Below are 18,454 nucleotides of genomic sequence, written 5' to 3'. Positions count from 1 at the left end.
TCCGTGTGTCCTTATTGCTGTACCACAATATTTTCCTGGGAAGGATCAACGTGTTGCATCTGAAGTTTTTCCGTTGCTGTGCGCTCCACCCGGCTATGATCGCCCAGTGCATTCTCTTCAAGGATGAGGTTGCGCCACTCGATATCAAGAGCGTCACGTTCCAGCACCAGCTGCTCACGCTGTGCGGTCAGCAGGCGCGTTTTGTGCGCCGTCGTCACCACCAGCACGGCTGAAACCAGCGAAGCAACCAGAAGGATCAATGGGATCTTGCCATGGCGCAGCAGGTCCCCACCGATCACACCTGGCAAGCTGTGACGCTCGTTGCCGATCATGACTCCGTGCGCTCCGCAATACGCAGTACGGAACTGCGCGCGCGCGGGTTCTCACCGACTTCAGCATCGCCAGGCATCATTTTCCCCAAGGCTTTCAGACGACGTCCGCCCAGGCTGTTCAGCTGCGCTTCGGTCATCGGGATACCGTGAGGCACCTGAGGACCACGGCTCTGCTCGCGCATAAAACGCTTCACAATGCGGTCTTCCAGAGAGTGGAAGCTGATCACCGACAATCGTCCACCGGGTGATAGCGCACTCAGCGCACCTTTCAGCGCCTGCTCAATCTCTTCCAGCTCACTGTTCACCCAGATACGGATCGCCTGGAAGCTACGCGTGGCAGGGTGTTTAAACTTGTCTTTCACCGGCGTTGCCGCATAGATCACGTCGGCCAACTCTTTGGTTCGGGTCATTGGCTGTTCGCGGTTACGCTCAACAATGGCGCGCGCGATACGCTTGGCAAAACGCTCTTCACCAAAGGTTTTCAGCACAAAGACAATGTCTGTTTCTTCTGCTTTCAGCAGCCATTCGGCCGCCGACTGACCGCGCGTTGGGTCCATACGCATATCCAGTGGCCCGTCGCGCATAAAGGAGAAGCCACGTTCGGCATCATCCAGCTGCGGTGACGAAACCCCGAGATCAAGCAGGATCCCATCGATTTTCCCGGTGAGCCCACGCTCTTCGGCATACTCTGCCAGCGCGGAAAAAGGGCCATGAATAATGTTGAAGCGTGGGTCGGTGATCTCAGCAGCGGCTGCAATAGCCTGCGGATCGCGGTCGATGGCATACAAACGTCCCTGCTCACCCAGTTGGGAGAGGATCAGGCGTGAATGTCCACCGCGCCCAAAGGTGCCATCAATGTAGATGCCGTCAGGTTGAATATTGAGGCCGTTTACCGCCTCGTCTAACAGCACTGTGGTGTGTTTAAAAGTATCCTGCATAACTATAAAGACAAATCCTGTAGCCGGTCAGACAAAGGCGCCTGAGAGGACTGCTCTGCGTCAATATCTTCCTTGACTTGTTGATACCAAGTCTGTTCATCCCACAGTTCAAACTTGTTGAACTGTCCAACCAGCATCACTTCTTTTGTCAGGCTCGCGTGTTGACGAAGGGTATTCGCCAGCAGTAGGCGTCCTGCGTTATCCATCTGGCATTCACTGGCGTGCCCCAACAACAGGCGTTGTACACGGCGCTCCGCTGGGTTCATGCTGGATAAACGAGACAGCTTTTGTTCAATAACTTCCCATTCGGGCAGAGTGTAAAGCAACAGGCATGGCTGGTGGAGGTCAATGGTACAAACCATTTGCCCTTGTGATTCCCCGATCAGCGTTTCGCGATAACGCGTTGGCACGGCAAGCCGCCCTTTGCTGTCGAGATTGACTAACGTTGCTCCTCGGAACATGCCAGCCTCACCCCCCAGTTAACCAAGTTCACCACTTAACTCCACAAATTCCCACCAAAGAGTGTACGGAGCAGAGGAAAACATTGTCAAGCCGCAGCAATGGCTGATTGGCATTATTTCTTCGTGAGGTAAAATGCGGAGAAGTTAAAAACAAACGACCTGAAGAGGAAATTTAAAAATAAACTAATGAATAATGGCAGGAAATTCTCACGGGCTTGTCAATTTCTCAAAAACTTACCACTTTCTCATCGCCAAAAAATAAGCTGCCCGCTTTGCGACGTGGGCGGCATTTTAAGTTATTTCTTAAAACTTTCCCAGCACAGCCCCAGTTACAGCGCAGGAACCGTGACAACTCAGGTAAGAGAGTATTTATAAACGTCAGGCTTTATAATCAGATACTGACATTCCACCGATCTTTTTACTTTTATTTACCTGACCGCTCTCCACCATCATGGCTAAATTGTACCCAACATTTTAGACAGATAAGAAAAAGGCAGCTTTCGCTGCCCTGGTTTTTCAGTTTGCTTTACGGTTTAAACGCCCACGGCGATAAAGATTACGGCGGATTCGCGTCAGGCCTGGTTTAGGTTTACGCGGTTCATCCAGGCTGGCAAGCACCAACTCAAGTACACGCTCGGCAACATCGCGGTGCCGCTGACCTACGGCCAGCACCGGGCAGTCGAGGAAGTCCAGTAGCTCATGATCGCCAAACGTGGCGATGGCCAAATCCTGCGGAAGCCGCCCTTCGCGACGCAGCGTCACATCCATCACGCCCTGCAACAGGCCGAAAGAGGTGGTAAACAGCGCCTCAGGCATCTCATGGGTTTCCAGGTATTTCTCAAATAATGCGGCGGCGGCACTGCGCTCGAAACTGTTGGCATAGATGTAGTCGATCGGCCGTTCATCGCCTTTCCACGCATCACGAAAGCCTAACTCACGCAGGAAGCTGACGGAAAGTTCCGGCAACGCGCCCAGGAACAGCACGGATTTTGCGGGCAGCTTACGCAATTCCGCGCCCAGTGCTTCGGCATCATCCTGATCGGCACCCACCACGCTGGTAAAGTGCTCACGATCCAGCGCACGGTCCAGAGCAATGATCGGCAGTGGATCGTTAATCCAGCGCTGATAAAACGGGTGCTCCGGCGGCAAAGAGGTAGAAACAATAATGGCATCGACCTGGCGTTGCAGCAGGTGTTCAACGCAGCGCATTTCGTTATCAGGCTGATCTTCCGAACAGGCGATCAGCAACTGGTAGCCACGCTGGCGCGCCTGACGCTCCAGATAGTTCGCAATCCTTGTGTAGCTGGTATTTTCCAGATCAGGAATAACCAGCCCTATCGAACGTGTGCGCCCGGCACGTAACCCCGCAGCCACTGCATTCGGATGGTAATTATGCTCACGCACCACCGCCATAACCTTCTCGACGGTTTTATCGCTGACACGATACTGCTTGGCCTTGCCATTAATGACGTAGCTGGCCGTTGTGCGCGAAACACCCGCGAGGCGCGCAATTTCATCCAGTTTCACAATAACCCCACAATTCGCTATGGATTAGTATTTGTAACATCTAACCGCAGAATAGTTTAGCGAGCAACCGCTTTTCATCTGCGACAGGGGCTTTGTGACAAAATAAAAAAACCCGGCATTACGCCGGGTTAACAAACAATCGGGATTCGGGTCGGAAGCAATCAGCGCATAATGCGCTCGCCGCGCGCCACACCAACAATACCTGAACGCGCAACTTCAACGATTTCCGCGACTTCACGTACGGCGCTAAGGAAAGCGTCCAGCTTGTCGCTGGTGCCCGCAAGCTGAACCGTGTAAAGCGATGGCGTAACATCGACAATCTGACCACGGAAAATATCAGCACAGCGTTTGACCTCTTCACGGCCGTAGCCGCTGGCCTGGATCTTCACCAGCATGATCTCACGCTCGACGAAGGCGCCCTGCCCGAGTTCACTCACGCGCAGCACATCAACCAGCTTGTGCAGCTGCTTCTCGATCTGTTCCAGTACCTTTTGGTCACCCACGGTCTGAATCGTCATGCGCGACAGCGTCGGATCGTCCGTCGGTGCCACGGTCAGGCTTTCAATGTTGTAGCCGCGCTGGGAGAAAAGGCCTACCACGCGGGACAATGCGCCGGATTCGTTTTCCAGCAGAACCGATAATACACGACGCATAGTTACGTCCTCTCCGTTTTGCTCAACCACATTTCGTCCATACCGCCACCGCGAATATGCATCGGGTAAACGTGTTCCGTACCGTCAACGTTAACGTCAACAAACACCAGCCGTTCGCGGCCCAGATGCTCCAGCGCTTCTGCCAGCTTCGATTCCAGTTCGTCAGGATGGCTGATGGAGATACCTACGTGACCATAAGCTTCCGCCAGGCGAACAAAATCAGGGAGCGATTCCATATAAGACTGTGAATGGCGACCGGAATAAATCATGTCCTGCCACTGCTTCACCATGCCCAGGACACGGTTGTTCAGATTCAGCACCAGTACCGGAATGCCGTACTGCAACGCGGTAGACAGCTCCTGGATATTCATCTGAATACTGCCATCGCCAGTGACACACACCACGGTTTCCTGCGGCAGAGCCAGCTTCACGCCCAGCGCAGCCGGCAGGCCAAAGCCCATCGTGCCCAGGCCACCGGAGTTGATCCAGCGACGTGGTTTATCAAACTGATAATAGAGCGCAGCAAACATCTGGTGCTGACCCACGTCAGACGTAACGTAAGCCTCGCCGTTTGTCAGGCGGCAAATCGTTTCGATAACCGCCTGCGGTTTGATCTTATCGCTGGTGCGGTCGAACTCGAGGCACTGACGTGAACGCCATTGATCGATGCTCTGCCACCAGTCACGAACGCTGTCGTAATTCTGCTGCACATCGCTTTGTGCCAACAGTTCCAGCATCTGTTGCAGAACCAGTTTGGCATCACCCACGATCGGCACATCCGCAGGAACTGTTTTCGAGATCGACGTCGGATCGATATCGATATGCAGCACCGTAGCATTCGGGCAGTATTTCGCCAGATTGTTAGTGGTACGGTCATCAAAACGCACACCTACCGCGAAGATCACATCGGAGTTGTGCATTGTCATGTTGGCTTCATAGGTGCCATGCATGCCCAGCATGCCCACACACTGGCGGTGCGTACCTGGGAATGCGCCCAGGCCCATCAGTGAGGTGGTTACCGGAATATTCAGCGTTTCAGCCAGCTGGCGCAGTTCGTCATGGCAAACCGCATTAATCACACCGCCACCGGCATAGATTACTGGCTTTTTCGCGGCCAGCAGAGTTTGCAGCGCGCGTTTAATCTGGCCTTTGTGGCCCTGAGTCGTCGGGTTGTATGAACGCATGCTGACTTCATCAGGCCAGACATACGGCAGCTTATTCGCCGGGCTCATCATATCTTTAGGCAGGTCAACCACCACCGGGCCGGGACGACCACTGGCTGCCAGCCAGAACGCTTTCTTCATAATGGTCGGGATATCTTCTACCCGTTTCACCATAAAGCTGTGTTTGACCACCGGGCGGGAAATACCCACCATGTCGCACTCCTGGAAGGCGTCGTAGCCGATCAGGGAAGACATCACCTGGCCGGATAGCACCACCATCGGGATGGAGTCCATATAAGCGGTAGCGATGCCAGTAATGGCATTGGTTGCACCGGGTCCTGAGGTGACCAGCACCACACCAACATCGCCGGTTGCACGTGCGTAGCCGTCGGCCATATGCACAGCGCCCTGCTCGTGACGGACAAGGATATGATCCACACCACCAACGGTTTGCAGAGCGTCATAGATATCGAGGACCGCTCCGCCGGGATAGCCGAATACATGTTTTACGCCCTGATCGATTAACGATCGGACCACCATCTCGGCTCCTGACAACATCTCCATTTTTGCCTCCAGGCTTAAGGTGCTGATTTATCTGACACGGGCAGCATAACGTTACCGGACGGCAGATAAGGTCAAAACCTGTTTTTTTTATGCTCAGATAGTGGAAGTCATTTCCAAAATCCAGGTACAGGGCAAAGCCCCAGTTTTTTGAGGTTATGGCAAATACCATAACCGTAGAAAAGTTGGCAGGCAAACGACAAACCCTGCGACATGTGCGGAAAGTGATAATTAAGCCTCTGCCCCCCGACCCTTGCCATCGACAATTACACTGACTATTTCCCGTTCTAAAAGCGGATTATTCTGCGACGAAGAAATATGCATTGTGATCGTTTTGTTATTAAAACTCTGCGGCATTTAATGCCCGGCTAGCCAAATAATTTCCACGCTCCGGGGATTGTTATTGATGGTTGACAGCCCCGGTATTTATCAGGTATCAATAAAGTCACTGCAAGAATTTAATGAGGTTTGAATCAATGATCCGTACCCACCGCCTACTCGGTCTACTACTAAACGCATCCTCTTTGCGCGGTAGACTGGTGGGCGGAATCAATCACTGATTCAGGCCTGTAAAACCTAAGAAACCCGCGCCGATGCGCGGGTTTTTTTATGCTCGCAGCAGCAGGCGACGTAAACCAGACAAGGAACTATTCCATGAGCGACCAAGTCATTATTTTCGATACCACTCTGCGCGATGGCGAGCAGGCATTACAGGCCAGCCTGAGTGTGAAAGAAAAACTGCAAATTGCCCTGGCACTCGAGCGCATGGGTGTTGACGTGATGGAGGTCGGTTTCCCGGTGTCGTCTCCTGGTGATTTTGAGTCCGTCCAGACCATTGCCCGTCAGATCAAAAACAGCCGGGTCTGTGGCCTGGCACGCTGTGTAGAAAAAGATATCGACGCGGCCTATGAAGCGCTGCGCGTTGCAGATGCCTACCGTATTCACACCTTCCTCGCCACCTCACCGATGCATATCGCCACCAAACTGCGCAGTACCCTGCCAGAAGTGATTGAGCGTGCGGTCAAAATGGTGAAACGCGCACGTAACTATACGGATGACGTGGAATTCTCGTGCGAGGATGGCGGACGTACCCCGATTGATGACCTGTGCCGCGTCGTGGAAGCCGCTATCAATGCCGGTGCCACCACCATCAACATCCCTGATACCGTTGGCTACACGCTGCCGTACGAATATGCCAACATCTTCAGCGCACTGCGTGAGCGCGTGCCGAATATCGATAAAGCCATTTTGTCTGTTCACACCCACGATGACCTGGGGATGGCAGTCGGTAATGCGCTGGCCGCCGTTAACGCGGGTGCCCGCCAGATTGAAGGCGCTATGAATGGTCTGGGTGAGCGCGCCGGTAACTGTGCGCTGGAAGAAGTGATTATGGCGATTAAAACTCGCGGGCAGATGATGAACCTGCAGACGCGGATTAATCATCAGGAGATCTATCGCACCTGCCAGACCGTCAGCAAAATCTGCAATATGCCTATCCCGGCACACAAAGCGATTATCGGCTCCAACGCGTTCGCTCACTCTTCCGGTATCCACCAGGATGGCGTGCTGAAGAATCGCGAAAACTACGAAATCCTGACGCCGGAATCCATCGGCCTGAAACAGGTGCAGTTAAACCTGACCTCACGTTCCGGACGTGCTGCCGTGAAGCACCGCATGGAAGAGATGGGTTATACCGACAGCGAATACAACATGGATACGCTGTACGACGCGTTCAAGGCGCTGGCCGATAAGAAAGGTCAGGTATTCGATTACGACCTGGAAGCGCTGGCATTTATCAACAAGCAGTCTGAAGAGCCAGAATACTTCACGCTGGATACCTTCAATGTGCAGTCCGGCTCCAGCGTGATTGCCACCGCCACCGTGCAGTTGGGCTGCGGTGACGAGCAGAAAACAGAAGCGGCAACCGGTAACGGTCCGGTAGATGCGGTCTATCAGGCGATTAACCGCATCACCAGCTTCGATACCGAGCTGATCAACTATCAGCTGACCGCCAAAGGTCACGGTAAAGATGCACTGGGTCAGGTGGATATCGTGGTGCAGTACAACGGCCGCAAATTCCACGGCGTGGGCCTGGCGACGGATATCGTCGAATCCTCGGCTAAAGCGATGGTAAACGCACTGAACACCATCTGGCGCGCTCGCCAGGTTGAACAGGAATTACAGCGTAAGTCTCAGATCAAAGACCAAAAGGAAGCCGTATAACATGTCCCGCACTTACCATATTGCAGTGTTACCCGGTGATGGCATCGGCCCGGAAGTGATGGCACAGGCCAGCAAAGTGCTGGACGCCATTCGCCAGCGTTTTGATCTGCGCATCTCCACCAGCGAGTATGACGTTGGCGGCATCGCCATTGACCGCCACGGCGTGCCACTGCCTGAAGCCACCGTCAAAGGCTGTGAACAGGCGGATGCGATTCTGTTCGGTTCTGTTGGCGGCCCAAAATGGGAACACCTTCCACCAACCGAGCAACCTGAGCGCGGCGCCCTGCTGCCCCTGCGCAAACATTTCCAGCTGTTCAGCAACCTGCGCCCGGCCAGCCTGTATCAGGGACTGGAAGATTTCTGCCCGCTGCGCCGTGATATTGCCGATCAGGGGTTTGATATCCTGGTGGTGCGTGAACTGACCGGTGGGATCTACTTCGGCCAGCCGAAAGGCCGCGAAGGCAGCGGTATGCATGAACGCGCTTTTGACACCGAGGTGTATCACCGTTTCGAGATCGAACGCATTGCGCGTATCGCCTTTGAATCCGCACGTAAACGCCGTAACAAAGTCACCTCGATTGATAAAGCCAATGTGCTGCAATCCTCCATTCTCTGGCGCCAGATTGTCAATGAAGTGGCGCAGGACTACCCGGACGTCGAGTTAAGCCATATGTATATCGACAACGCCACCATGCAGCTGATCAAGGCACCGTCACAGTTTGACGTGATGCTGTGCTCTAACCTGTTCGGTGACATCCTGTCTGATGAATGTGCCATGATCACCGGCTCGATGGGCATGTTGCCGTCAGCCAGCCTGAACGAAAAAGGCTTTGGTCTGTTTGAACCGGCAGGCGGATCGGCCCCGGATATTGCGGGCAAAAATATTGCTAACCCGGTGGCACAAATCCTGTCGCTGGCCCTGTTGCTGCGCTACAGCCTGAATGCGGCCGATGCCGCTGATGCGATTGAGCAGGCTATTAACCGCGCGCTGGAAGAAGGTTTCCGCACCGGCGATCTGGCAGGCAGCGGCAAGGCGATCGGCACCGATGAAATGGGCAGCGTGATTGCCCGGTTTATTCGCGAAGCATAATAATATGAAAACACTGTACGAGAAGCTGTTTGATGCCCATGTCGTGCACGAAGCACCCAATGAGACGCCGCTGATCTATATCGATCGTCACCTCGTGCATGAGGTGACGTCAGCGCAGGCCTTTGACGGCCTGCGCGCACACGGTCGCCCGGTGCGCCAGCCGTCAAAAACCTTTGCCACGATGGATCACAACGTCTCCACTCAGTCGCGTGATATCAACGCCAGCGGCGAGATGGCCCGCATCCAGATGTCGATGCTGATCAAAAACTGTGAGGCCTTTGGCGTTCAGCTGTTTGACCTCAGCCATCAGTTCCAGGGCATTGTGCATGTGATGGGACCAGAGCAGGGATTGTCACTGCCTGGCATGACGATTGTTTGCGGTGATTCCCACACCTCCACCCACGGCGCACTCGGTGCGCTGGCCTTTGGTATCGGTACGTCCGAAGTGGAGCACGTGCTGGCGACGCAGACGCTGAAACAGTCACGGGCGAAAACCATGAAGGTTGAGGTTCGCGGCAAGACGGCGCCAGGCATTACCGCCAAGGATATCGCGCTGGCGATCATCGGTAAAACCGGCAGCGGCGGCGGCAACGGCCACGTCGTGGAGTTCTGCGGTGCTGCCGTGGAAGCATTGAGCATGGAAGGTCGTATGACCCTGTGCAATATGGCGATTGAACTGGGTGCTAAAGCCGGGCTGATTGCGCCCGATGACACTACCTTTAGTTACGTCAACGGCCGCCGTTTTGCCCCTAAAGGTGACGCATGGCAGCAGGCCGTCGACTACTGGCGTACGCTGAAAACCGATGACGGCGCGCACTTCGACAAAGTGGTCACGCTGGACGCGGCAGAGATTGCGCCGCAGGTGACCTGGGGAACCAACCCCGGTCAGGTGATTGCCGTCAGTGACCCGATCCCCGATCCGGCTTCGTTCAGCGACCCAGTGGAACGTGCCTCAGCAGAAAAAGCGCTGGCGTATATGGACCTGAAACCCGGTATCCGCCTGACCGAGGTGCCGGTGGATAAAGTGTTTATCGGCTCCTGCACTAACTCACGCATTGAAGATTTACGCGCAGCCGCAGCGGTGGTGAAAGGGCATAAAATTGCTCAGGGTGTTCAGGGTTACGTGGTGCCGGGTTCTGGCCCGGTCAAAGCGCAGGCCGAGGAAGAAGGCCTGGATAAGATCTTTATCGACGCCGGGTTTGAGTGGCGTTTGCCGGGCTGTTCCATGTGCCTGGCGATGAACAACGATCGCCTCAGCCCCGGAGAGCGCTGTGCATCCACCAGCAACCGTAACTTTGAAGGTCGCCAGGGGCGCGGCGGACGTACCCATCTGGTCAGCCCGGCCATGGCTGCCGCCGCAGCGGTCGCCGGTCACTTTGCTGATATCCGCGAGCTGATTTAAGGAACTGTTATGGCGAAAAAATTCACGCAACACAGCGGTATCGTGGTGCCGCTGGATGCGGCTAACGTTGATACCGATGCGATTATCCCTAAGCAGTTTTTGCAGATGGTGACGCGCACCGGTTTCGGCCGCAACCTGTTTTATGACTGGCGTTATACCGACCCGGAAGGGCAGATTTCCAACCCGGAATTCGTGCTGAACAAGCCCGAATTTAGCGGGGCCAGCATTATGCTGACACGGGAAAACTTTGGCTGCGGTTCCTCACGCGAACATGCGCCCTGGGCGCTGACCGATTACGGCATTCAGGCGATTGTCGGTTCCGGTTTTGCCGATATCTTTGCGAATAACTCATTCAATAACCAGCTGCTGTTAGTCACGCTGAGCGAGGCAGAAGTGGATGAGATGTTCCAGTTAGTGGCAGCGGAACCGGGCATGCGTTTCACCGTCGATCTGGAAAATCAGCAGGTGCGGGCCGGGGATAAAACCTACCCGTTTGAGATCGACAGCTTCCGCCGCCACTGCCTGATTAACGGGCTGGATGCGATTGGTCTGACCTTGCAGCACGATGCCGATATCACCGTGTATGAGCAAAAACAGCACGCGTTTTTACGTTGATATTGCGGGCGGACCGAAAAAGAAGGTTCGCCCCTGCATCCCCAATCACTCATGCCACCGTTTTCTCTCTTACCCGCCATGACAAGCCGAATGCCACCAGCGCCAGCGCGAATGCCACCCAGTAAACGGCGTGATGCCCGTACGTTTCCGCCAGCGCCCCCTGCACCACTCCGGCCAGGATCACACCGGTGGAGATACTGTTGGTAAACAGCGTGGTGGCCGCACCGGGCCGCGACGGCATCAAATCCTGGAACCAGATCATACCAATCCCGGCAATAATGCCGATATACACCGCATTAAACAGCTGCAATATCATCAGTGCGCTACGACTCTGGAACAGCACCAGCCCAAGATAAAACAGCGCCCCACAGGCCACCGCCAGCAGCATCATATTGCGCTTACCGAAGCGTTTCACGTAGTGCCCGGCCAGCAGCATCACCGGGATCTCCAGCCCCGCCGCCGTCCCCATCAACAGCCCGGCCAGCGTATCCGGCATCCCCAGCACACTGCTGATATACAACGGCATATCGATGATATACATCGTGTTGCAGGTCCACATCAGAACCGATCCGATAAACAACATACGCACATCACGGCTCTTCCAGCCGCTGATATCAGTGATCGGCACATCAGCTGTCGCGGCCGGTGCGCGCGGCACCGACGGCAAGGTAAACCAGACTAACGCCACGCAGACCACGAACAGCAGCGCCGCTAAAAGAAACATGGCGGTAAAACCATAGTTCAGCGCAATGGCAAAAGAGAGCGGCGGCCCAATCACCCACGCCAGCGACAGCTGGGCGCGCATCACCGAACTGAACATCACTGCTTCACGGGCAGAGCTGTCAGCATATTCGCGTGCCAGGGCAAAAATTTGCGGCATCGCCACGCTGGCGACCGCAGACAGGAAAACCCCGGCGGTGATTAACGTCAGATAGTGACGATTGAAGGCGAATAACAACGCGTTACCTATCGCCATCGCGCAGCAAAACAGGATCAGCATGCGACGATCGCCACGGCTGTCCGAACGTTTGGCCAGCAGCAGGCTGACCACAATTCCCGCCACCGCATTCACCGTATAAAACAACCCAACCCAGAAGGGACGCACTGCCACCTCACGGCTCAGAAACAGGCTAAGCGTGGGGGCCTGCAACGCACCGGCAATGCCGACCATAAAAGAAACCGCCATAAAAGCCAGATAGATCGGATGAATACGGCGGCGTTGGTGCGATTTCATGACTGATGCCTCGACTGGCTGGAATAAGAGAGAATACACACGAAGCTTAAAAGAAAACCGACGAAAAAAGCCAGCGGCTTACCGCTGGCTGGTGAAAAGCACCATACTCAGAAACAGGGCTTACGCCGCTGTAAATGATTGAACGCCATTCCGAAGAATGCCTCCCGCTCTTTCATCTGCTGCCATTATCGCCGTAATATAAGGCAGGAAAAACAGACAGCTTTTAACACAGGGTTCCTCTTTTATGTCCTCACCCCGTTTACAGCAGCAATTTATCCGGCTCTGGCAGTGTTGCGACGGCCAGCCTCAGGAAACCACGCTTAGCGATCTGGCGGTACAGCTCAGCTGTTCACGGCGACATATGCGTAACCTGCTGAATGCAATGCAGGATCAGGGCTGGCTGGAGTGGCAGGCAGAGGCAGGACGCGGTAAACGTTCCCGCCTCACCTTCCGTTACACCGGGCTGGCGTTACAGCAGCAGCGGGCAGAGGACTTACTGGAACAGGACCGCATTGACCAGCTGGTGCAGCTGGTGGGAGATAAAAACCGCGTCCGTCAGATGCTGCTCTCCCATTTAGGCCGCAGTTTCCGCCAGGGGAAACACATTCTGCGCGTGCTCTACTACCGCCCGCTGCTGAATCTGCTGCCCGGTACGCCGCTACGCCGCTCGGAGACGCACCTCGCGCGGCAAATCTTCAACGGGCTGGCACGGATAAATGAGGAAAACGGGGAAATCGAGCCGGACATTGCCCACCACTGGCAACAGATCTCCCCGCTGCACTGGCGGTTTTTTTTGCGCCCGGCCATCCACTTTCATCACGGTCGTGAGCTGGAGGTCGAGGACGTCATTGCCACGCTTGAGCGCTTAAAAGAGCAACCGCTGTTCAGCCACCTCGAACGGATTGAATGCCACACACCCTGGACGCTGGATATCCATCTCAGCCAGCCGGATAACTGGCTCCCCTGGCTGCTGGGCAGCGTCAGTGCCATGATCCTGCCGAAGGAGTGGCCGCATATGCGTAACTTTGCGCGTCAGCCGGTGGGCACCGGAGCCTACGAGGTGGAACGCAACCAACACAGTCAGCTGCGCATTGCCGCTTTTGATGACTACTTTGGCTATCGTGCGCTGATCGATGAGGTCAATATCTGGGTGCTGCCGGAGATCAGCGACGAACTGGTCTACTCCGGTGTCAAACTGCAAAGCGAAAGCACCGATGAGAAATCTGAAGAGAGTCGCCTGGAAGAGGGCTGCTATTTCCTGATGTTTGACCAGCGTTCGGCGCACGGACGTAACGAGCAGCTGCGCCGCTGGATCAGCACCATTTTCAACCCTATCGCCCTGTTGAACCACAGTGGCATTGCCTATCAGCGCTACTGGTTCCCGGCCTACGGCCTGCTGCCGCGCTGGCATCATCGCCGCGATATGGCGATTGCCGAGAAACCTGCCGGGCTGACCTCGCTGACCATCACCTGGTACAGCGATCATATTGAACACCAGGGCATCGCCAACGCGCTCGGGCCAATCCTCGCCGCGCACGGTGTTGAGTTGATCACGCAGGAAATCGATTATGAAAGCTGGTATCGCGGCGAAGCCGAAAGCGATATCTGGCTGGGCAGCGCTAACTTTACCCTGCCGCTGGAGTTCTCCCTGTTTGCCCTGCTGTATGAGATCCCGCTGATGCACCACTGCGTGCCCACCGACTGGGAAAGCGACGCACGCGCATGGCGCGAGCAGAAGCTCCCGCTGGCCGACTGGAGCAAGCAGCTGATTGAGAGCAACTTCCTGCACCCGCTGTTCCACCACTGGCTTCTGCTGCACGGACAGCGCAGTATGCGCGGGGTACGCATGAACACGCTGGGCTGGTTCGACTTTAAATCAGCCTGGTTCGCCCCACCCGAATCATGACGCTTTCGTAACAAAGACGAAACCACTAGAATGAGCCGTTCTCAACGGGGTGCGGAAACCCTGCAGTGCCGGATCTATGCCTGCGCAGCGCGTTTTCGCTGAGATAAAACCCGTCGAACCTGACCCGGATCATACCGGCGTAGGGATTTGAGAGTGTCACTGACTCAGATCCTTTGCGCATACCTTCAAGGAACGCAAAGTGTTGAAAAAATATTTACCCCTGCTGGTGCTGTTTTCCCTGCCTGCCCTCGCAGCCAAAGAGACCCTGACGGTTTACACCTACGACTCCTTCTCTGCCGAGTGGGGACCGGGGCCTGCCATCAAGAAAGCTTTTGAAGCCCAGTGCAACTGTGAACTGAAATTCGTGGCGCTGGAAGACGGCGTATCGTTGCTAAACCGGCTGCGCATGGAAGGCAAAAACAGCAAAGCGGACGTGGTGCTGGGATTAGATAACAACCTGCTGGATGCGGCAGAAAAAACCGGACTGTTCGCCGCCTCAAACACCGACACCTCCCACAGTACCGTTCCCGGCGGCTGGAAGAACACCACGTTTGTCCCTTATGACTACGGCTGGTTTGCCTTTGTTTATGACAAAACCAAACTGCAAAACCCACCGAAAAGCCTGAAAGAACTGGTAGAGAGCGACCGCCCGCTGAAAGTGATCTACGAAGATCCGCGCACCAGCACCCCAGGCCTTGGCCTGCTACTGTGGATGCAGCAGGTGTTTGGCGATAAAAGCCCGGAAGCCTGGCAGAAGCTGGCAAAGAAAACCGTAACCGTCACCAAAGGCTGGAGCGAGGCGTATGGCCTGTTCCTCAAGGGTGAAAGCGACATGGTGCTCAGCTATACGACCTCCCCCGCTTATCATCTGATTGAAGAGAAGAAAGATCAGTACGCCGCCGCCAACTTTAGCGAAGGCCACTATTTGCAGGTGGAAGTCGCCGGTCAACTGAAGGCCAGCAAGCAGCCGAAGCTGGCACAGCAGTTTATGCAGTTTGTGATGACTAAACCGTTCCAGGATACCATCGCCACCGGCAACTGGATGTACCCGGCCATCAGCACCACGCTGCCTGCGGGCTTCACTACCCTGACCGTACCCACCACCTCATTGCAATACAGCCCACAGGATGTGGCCACACAGCGCAGCAGCTGGATCAGTGCATGGCAACGCGCCGTCAGCCGCTAATTCCCGGCTGGTTAGTGCCCGGCTTGCTGGCCGCGCTGCTGTTGGTCAGCGTGGCCTCGCTGGCGTTTTTTGCCCTGTGGCAGAATGCGCCCGCGACCGACTGGCGCGGCCTTTGGCAGGATAGCTATCTGTGGCACGTGCTGCGCTTCTCCTTCTGGCAGGCACTGCTCTCTACGCTGCTCTCGGTGCTCCCGGCGATCCCGCTGGCCCGCGCCCTGTACCGCCGCCGCTTCCCTGGCCGCAGCACGCTACTGCGGTTGTGTGCCATGACGCTGGTGTTGCCGGTACTGGTGGCGGTATTTGGCATTCTCAGCGTATATGGCCGCAGCGGCTGGCTGGCGCAGCTGTGCGCCCTGCTTGGCATCGACTACACATTCTCGCCGTATGGCCTGCAAGGCATCCTGCTGGCCCACGTCTTTTTCAACCTGCCGCTGGCCACCCGCCTGCTGCTCCAGGCACTGCAACAGATCCCCGGCGAACAGCGGCAGATTGCCGCGCAGCTTGGTCTTCGTGGCTGGGCGCATTTTCGCATCGTTGAATGGCCGTGGCTGCGGCGCCAGATCCTGCCCGCCGCCGCGCTAATCTTTATGCTGTGCTTTGCCAGCTTTGCCACTGTGCTGTCGCTGGGCGGCGGTCCGCAGGCAACCACCATTGAGCTGGCTATCTTCCAGGCACTGAGTTTCGATTACGATCCCGGGCGCGCGGCCTTGCTGGCGCTGTTACAGATGCTGTGCTGTCTGGGCCTGGTGATGCTCAGCCAGCGCCTGAGTAAAGCGATCCCGGCGGGCAGCGACAGCCTCGGCGGCTGGCGCAATCCGCAGGACAGCGGCCGCGCCCTGGTGCTGGATTCGTTGCTGATCGCCGCCGTATTACTGCTGATCCTGCCACCGCTGCTGGCCGTGGTGACCGACGGGCTGAATCAGGGGTTCAGCACGGTACTGCGTCAGTCAGCACTGTGGCAGGCGATGTTAACCTCCCTGCGTATTGCGCTGGGGGCGGGGATCCTCAGCGTCGTGCTGACAATGATGCTGCTGTGGAGCAGTCGTGAGCTGCGTCTGCGGCAGCGCCCACTGTGGGGGCAAACGCTGGAAATGAGCGGCATGCTGATCCTCGCGATGCCGGGGATTGTGCTGGCGACCGGCTTTTTCCTGTTACTTAATCAGACCGTCGGGCTGCCCGAGTCAGCGGAGGGGATTGTCATCGCCACCAATGCGCTGATGGCCGTTCCCTATGCGATGAAAGTGCTGGAAAATCCGCTGCGCGATATTGCCGGGCGTTATAACCTGCTGTGCCTGTCGCTGGATATTCGCTGCTGGAACCGCCTGAGGCTGATTGAGCTGCGCGCGCTGAAACGCCCGTTAGCACAGGCGCTGGCCTTTGCCTGCGTCTTGTCGATTGGTGATTTTGGCGTGGTGGCGCTGTTCGGTAATGAAAACTTCCGCACCCTGCCTTTTTACCTTTATCAGCAGATAGGATCGTATCGCAGCAGCGACGGTGCCGTCACCGCGCTGTTACTGCTGCTGCTCTGTTTCCTGCTGTTTACCCTGATTGAAAAACTGCCGGGGCGCCATGTTAAACCTGACTAATCTGACTTATCTGTATCACCACCTGCCGATGCGCTTTACCTTCAGCGTGCAGGCGGGCGAACGCCTGGCGATCCTCGGCCCCAGCGGGGCGGGAAAAAGCACCTTACTGAGCCTGGTCGCCGGGTTTCTGCCGGTGAAAAGTGGTGAACTACAGCTGAACGGCAGCGAACATCGCGACAGCGCGCCCGCGCAACGCCCGGTATCGATGCTGTTTCAGGAGAATAACCTGTTCCCTCATCTGACCGTGGCGCAGAACATCGGGCTGGGGCTGCACCCCGGCCTGAAGCTCAACCACCAGCAGAAGCATGAGTTGCAGAATATTGCCCAGCGCGTTGGGCTGACGGACCATTTACAGCGTCTGCCCCATCAGCTTTCAGGCGGTCAGCGCCAGCGTGCGGCCCTCGCCCGCTGTCTGGTGCGTCAGCAGCCGATCCTGCTGCTGGACGAACCTTTCTCGGCGCTGGACCCGGCGCTGCGCAAAGAGATGCTGGGCCTGGTGGATGACGTCTGCACCGAACGCAATATCACCCTGCTGATGGTGTCACACAGTATTGAAGATGCCGCGCACATTGCGCCGCGCAGTTTGCTGATTGTTGATGGACGGGTTTACTGGGATGGCAGCACCGCACAGTTACAGCGCGGTGCGGTGCCGGAAGCGGCGGTATTGGGCATCGCCTTAGAAGAACACATCCCACAGTAAGTGGCGGAAAATCGGCATCATCGGATGGAACTGAATCGCGGTGAAACTGGCCACCGCCAGCACGATCATCAGCGGTGCCAGCCAGCGCAGACGCGTCAGCGGCAGATAAGGTGTCGCCCAGTCGTGCTGCTTCTTTGAACGCAGCCAGCGCCAGCCCAGCCAGCATCCCAGCCACACCAGAATCGCGACGCCCAACAGCAGCCATTTAAACAGACCGCTGCTGGCTTCCTTTGGTACATCAATTGCCACCCCGGCGAGGATCCCCGGCAGTAAATAGAGGGGCGGCCACAGAATGCAGCCGATGATATTGGGGGGAATAAACTTTCGTACTGGCAGTTCCAGCATCCCGGCAACCAGCGGGATCAGTGGGCGTGTCGGCCCGACAAAGCGGCCAACAATGATGGTAAACATGCTGTGCTCATGCAGCGCGTGTTCCGTTTTATCCATCAGCTTCTGATGTCTTTTAATAAACGACCAGCGGTGCAGCGGCCCTTTGAACTGCCAGCCAATAAAATAGGAAATCCAGTCGCCCAGCAGGCAACCCAGCGTGCCGACGGCCCAGGCGGGGTACAGACCAATCTGCCCGCTGCCGATCAGTGCGCCGAACGACGCCATCAATACCGTACCCGGTAACAGCAACCCGACCAGCGCCAGCGACTCAAAGAAGGTCACCAGTCCAACGGCCAGCAGTGACCAGGCCAAAGATTGAGTGATTAAATGTTGTAGCCAGGCTTCCATAACATTCCAAAAAAATGAGCAGAACCCCGGATTGTCCAGAGGCGGCAGGAAAGCGTCAAGGCCTGTTTTGTATGGGAACGTAGCAGCAGAGTAACGCTCCGGGTTTAACAGGCGAACACTGTATAAATAAACATGCTAA

General features: G+C 56.1%; 17 protein-coding genes and 1 riboswitch. Of the genes, 9 read left to right on the top strand and 8 right to left on the bottom strand.

The window, feature by feature from the left end; genetic code table 11:
• Window positions 1–11: 11 nt before the first annotated feature.
• The 6 genes from ftsL to ilvI form a co-directional block, all read right to left on the bottom strand.
• On the bottom strand, window positions 12–332 hold the full coding sequence (gene ftsL / locus ACFL9S_RS21105) for a cell division protein FtsL (protein WP_133842308.1): 321 nt from the start codon (window positions 330–332) through the stop codon (window positions 12–14).
• Window positions 329–1,270, bottom strand: a complete 942-nt coding sequence (gene rsmH, locus ACFL9S_RS21100) for a 16S rRNA (cytosine(1402)-N(4))-methyltransferase RsmH (protein WP_405263815.1) — start codon at window positions 1,268–1,270, stop codon at window positions 329–331. The genes ftsL and rsmH overlap by 4 nt, the downstream gene beginning before the upstream one ends.
• A 2-nt stretch (window positions 1,271–1,272) precedes the next feature.
• On the bottom strand, window positions 1,273–1,731 hold the full coding sequence (gene mraZ, locus ACFL9S_RS21095; RefSeq protein ID WP_405263814.1) for a division/cell wall cluster transcriptional repressor MraZ: 459 nt from the start codon (window positions 1,729–1,731) through the stop codon (window positions 1,273–1,275).
• A gap of 516 nt (window positions 1,732–2,247) precedes the next feature.
• A complete protein-coding gene (gene cra, locus ACFL9S_RS21090) occupies window positions 2,248–3,258 on the bottom strand; it encodes a catabolite repressor/activator (RefSeq protein WP_405263813.1) in 1,011 nt (336 codons plus the stop codon).
• Window positions 3,259–3,419: 161 nt separating this feature from the next.
• Entirely contained in the window at window positions 3,420–3,911 is a 492-nt protein-coding gene (ilvN, locus tag ACFL9S_RS21085; RefSeq protein ID WP_405263812.1) for an acetolactate synthase small subunit, read from the bottom strand.
• A gap of 2 nt (window positions 3,912–3,913) precedes the next feature.
• Complete coding sequence (gene ilvI, locus ACFL9S_RS21080; protein WP_405263811.1) at window positions 3,914–5,638, bottom strand: acetolactate synthase 3 large subunit; 1,725 nt, start codon at window positions 5,636–5,638, stop codon at window positions 3,914–3,916.
• 458 nt (window positions 5,639–6,096) lie between these two features.
• On the opposite strand from ilvI, the gene leuL reads away from it, so the two are divergent.
• From leuL to leuD, 5 genes are all read left to right on the top strand, one after another.
• On the top strand, window positions 6,097–6,195 hold the full coding sequence (gene leuL, locus ACFL9S_RS21075; protein WP_197931253.1) for a leu operon leader peptide: 99 nt from the start codon (window positions 6,097–6,099) through the stop codon (window positions 6,193–6,195).
• A gap of 94 nt (window positions 6,196–6,289) precedes the next feature.
• Window positions 6,290–7,858 (top strand): 2-isopropylmalate synthase, encoded by a 1,569-nt coding sequence (gene leuA, locus ACFL9S_RS21070; RefSeq protein ID WP_405263810.1) that lies wholly within the window; start codon window positions 6,290–6,292, stop codon window positions 7,856–7,858.
• A gap of 1 nt (window position 7,859) precedes the next feature.
• Window positions 7,860–8,948, top strand: a complete 1,089-nt coding sequence (gene leuB, locus ACFL9S_RS21065) for a 3-isopropylmalate dehydrogenase (protein ID WP_405263809.1) — start codon at window positions 7,860–7,862, stop codon at window positions 8,946–8,948.
• Window positions 8,949–8,952: 4 nt separating this feature from the next.
• Window positions 8,953–10,350, top strand: coding sequence for a 3-isopropylmalate dehydratase large subunit (gene leuC, locus ACFL9S_RS21060; protein ID WP_405263808.1), 1,398 nt, complete (start codon window positions 8,953–8,955; stop codon window positions 10,348–10,350).
• A gap of 9 nt (window positions 10,351–10,359) precedes the next feature.
• Entirely contained in the window at window positions 10,360–10,965 is a 606-nt protein-coding gene (gene leuD / locus ACFL9S_RS21055; RefSeq protein WP_405263806.1) for a 3-isopropylmalate dehydratase small subunit, read from the top strand.
• Between the two features lie 49 nt (window positions 10,966–11,014).
• Here leuD and ACFL9S_RS21050 read toward each other — a convergent pair whose 3' ends face one another.
• Window positions 11,015–12,199, bottom strand: a complete 1,185-nt coding sequence (locus ACFL9S_RS21050) for an MFS transporter (RefSeq protein ID WP_405263805.1) — start codon at window positions 12,197–12,199, stop codon at window positions 11,015–11,017.
• Window positions 12,200–12,443: 244 nt separating this feature from the next.
• On the opposite strand from ACFL9S_RS21050, the gene sgrR reads away from it, so the two are divergent.
• From sgrR to thiQ, 4 genes are all read left to right on the top strand, one after another.
• The gene (gene sgrR, locus ACFL9S_RS21045) at window positions 12,444–14,105 is read left to right on the top strand and encodes an HTH-type transcriptional regulator SgrR (protein ID WP_405263804.1); all 1,662 of its coding nucleotides are present in this window, start codon (window positions 12,444–12,446) and stop codon (window positions 14,103–14,105) included.
• Between the two features lie 35 nt (window positions 14,106–14,140).
• Window positions 14,141–14,269: riboswitch (TPP riboswitch) on the top strand.
• Between the two features lie 35 nt (window positions 14,270–14,304).
• Window positions 14,305–15,291 carry a thiamine ABC transporter substrate binding subunit gene (gene thiB / locus ACFL9S_RS21040; protein WP_405263803.1) on the top strand — a complete coding sequence of 329 codons (987 nt, stop codon included), beginning with the start codon at window positions 14,305–14,307 and terminating at the stop codon, window positions 15,289–15,291.
• The gene (gene thiP / locus ACFL9S_RS21035; RefSeq protein WP_405263802.1) at window positions 15,267–16,877 is read left to right on the top strand and encodes a thiamine/thiamine pyrophosphate ABC transporter permease ThiP; all 1,611 of its coding nucleotides are present in this window, start codon (window positions 15,267–15,269) and stop codon (window positions 16,875–16,877) included. The genes thiB and thiP overlap by 25 nt, the downstream gene beginning before the upstream one ends.
• On the top strand, window positions 16,861–17,577 hold the full coding sequence (gene thiQ / locus ACFL9S_RS21030; protein WP_339457050.1) for a thiamine ABC transporter ATP-binding protein ThiQ: 717 nt from the start codon (window positions 16,861–16,863) through the stop codon (window positions 17,575–17,577). The genes thiP and thiQ overlap by 17 nt, the downstream gene beginning before the upstream one ends.
• Here the strand turns inward: thiQ and ACFL9S_RS21025 are convergent.
• A complete protein-coding gene (locus ACFL9S_RS21025; RefSeq protein WP_405263801.1) occupies window positions 17,554–18,315 on the bottom strand; it encodes a DedA family protein in 762 nt (253 codons plus the stop codon). The two genes, thiQ and ACFL9S_RS21025, sit on opposite strands and share 24 nt — an antisense overlap.
• Window positions 18,316–18,454 lie beyond the last annotated feature (139 nt).

Origin of the sequence: Erwinia sp. AnSW2-5 (assembly GCF_045107195.1) — a bacterium.
Taxonomy (GTDB): Bacteria; Pseudomonadota; Gammaproteobacteria; order Enterobacterales; family Enterobacteriaceae; genus Erwinia.
Note: the sequence above shows the minus strand (reverse complement) of the source record. Positions and strands in the feature narration are given on the sequence as shown.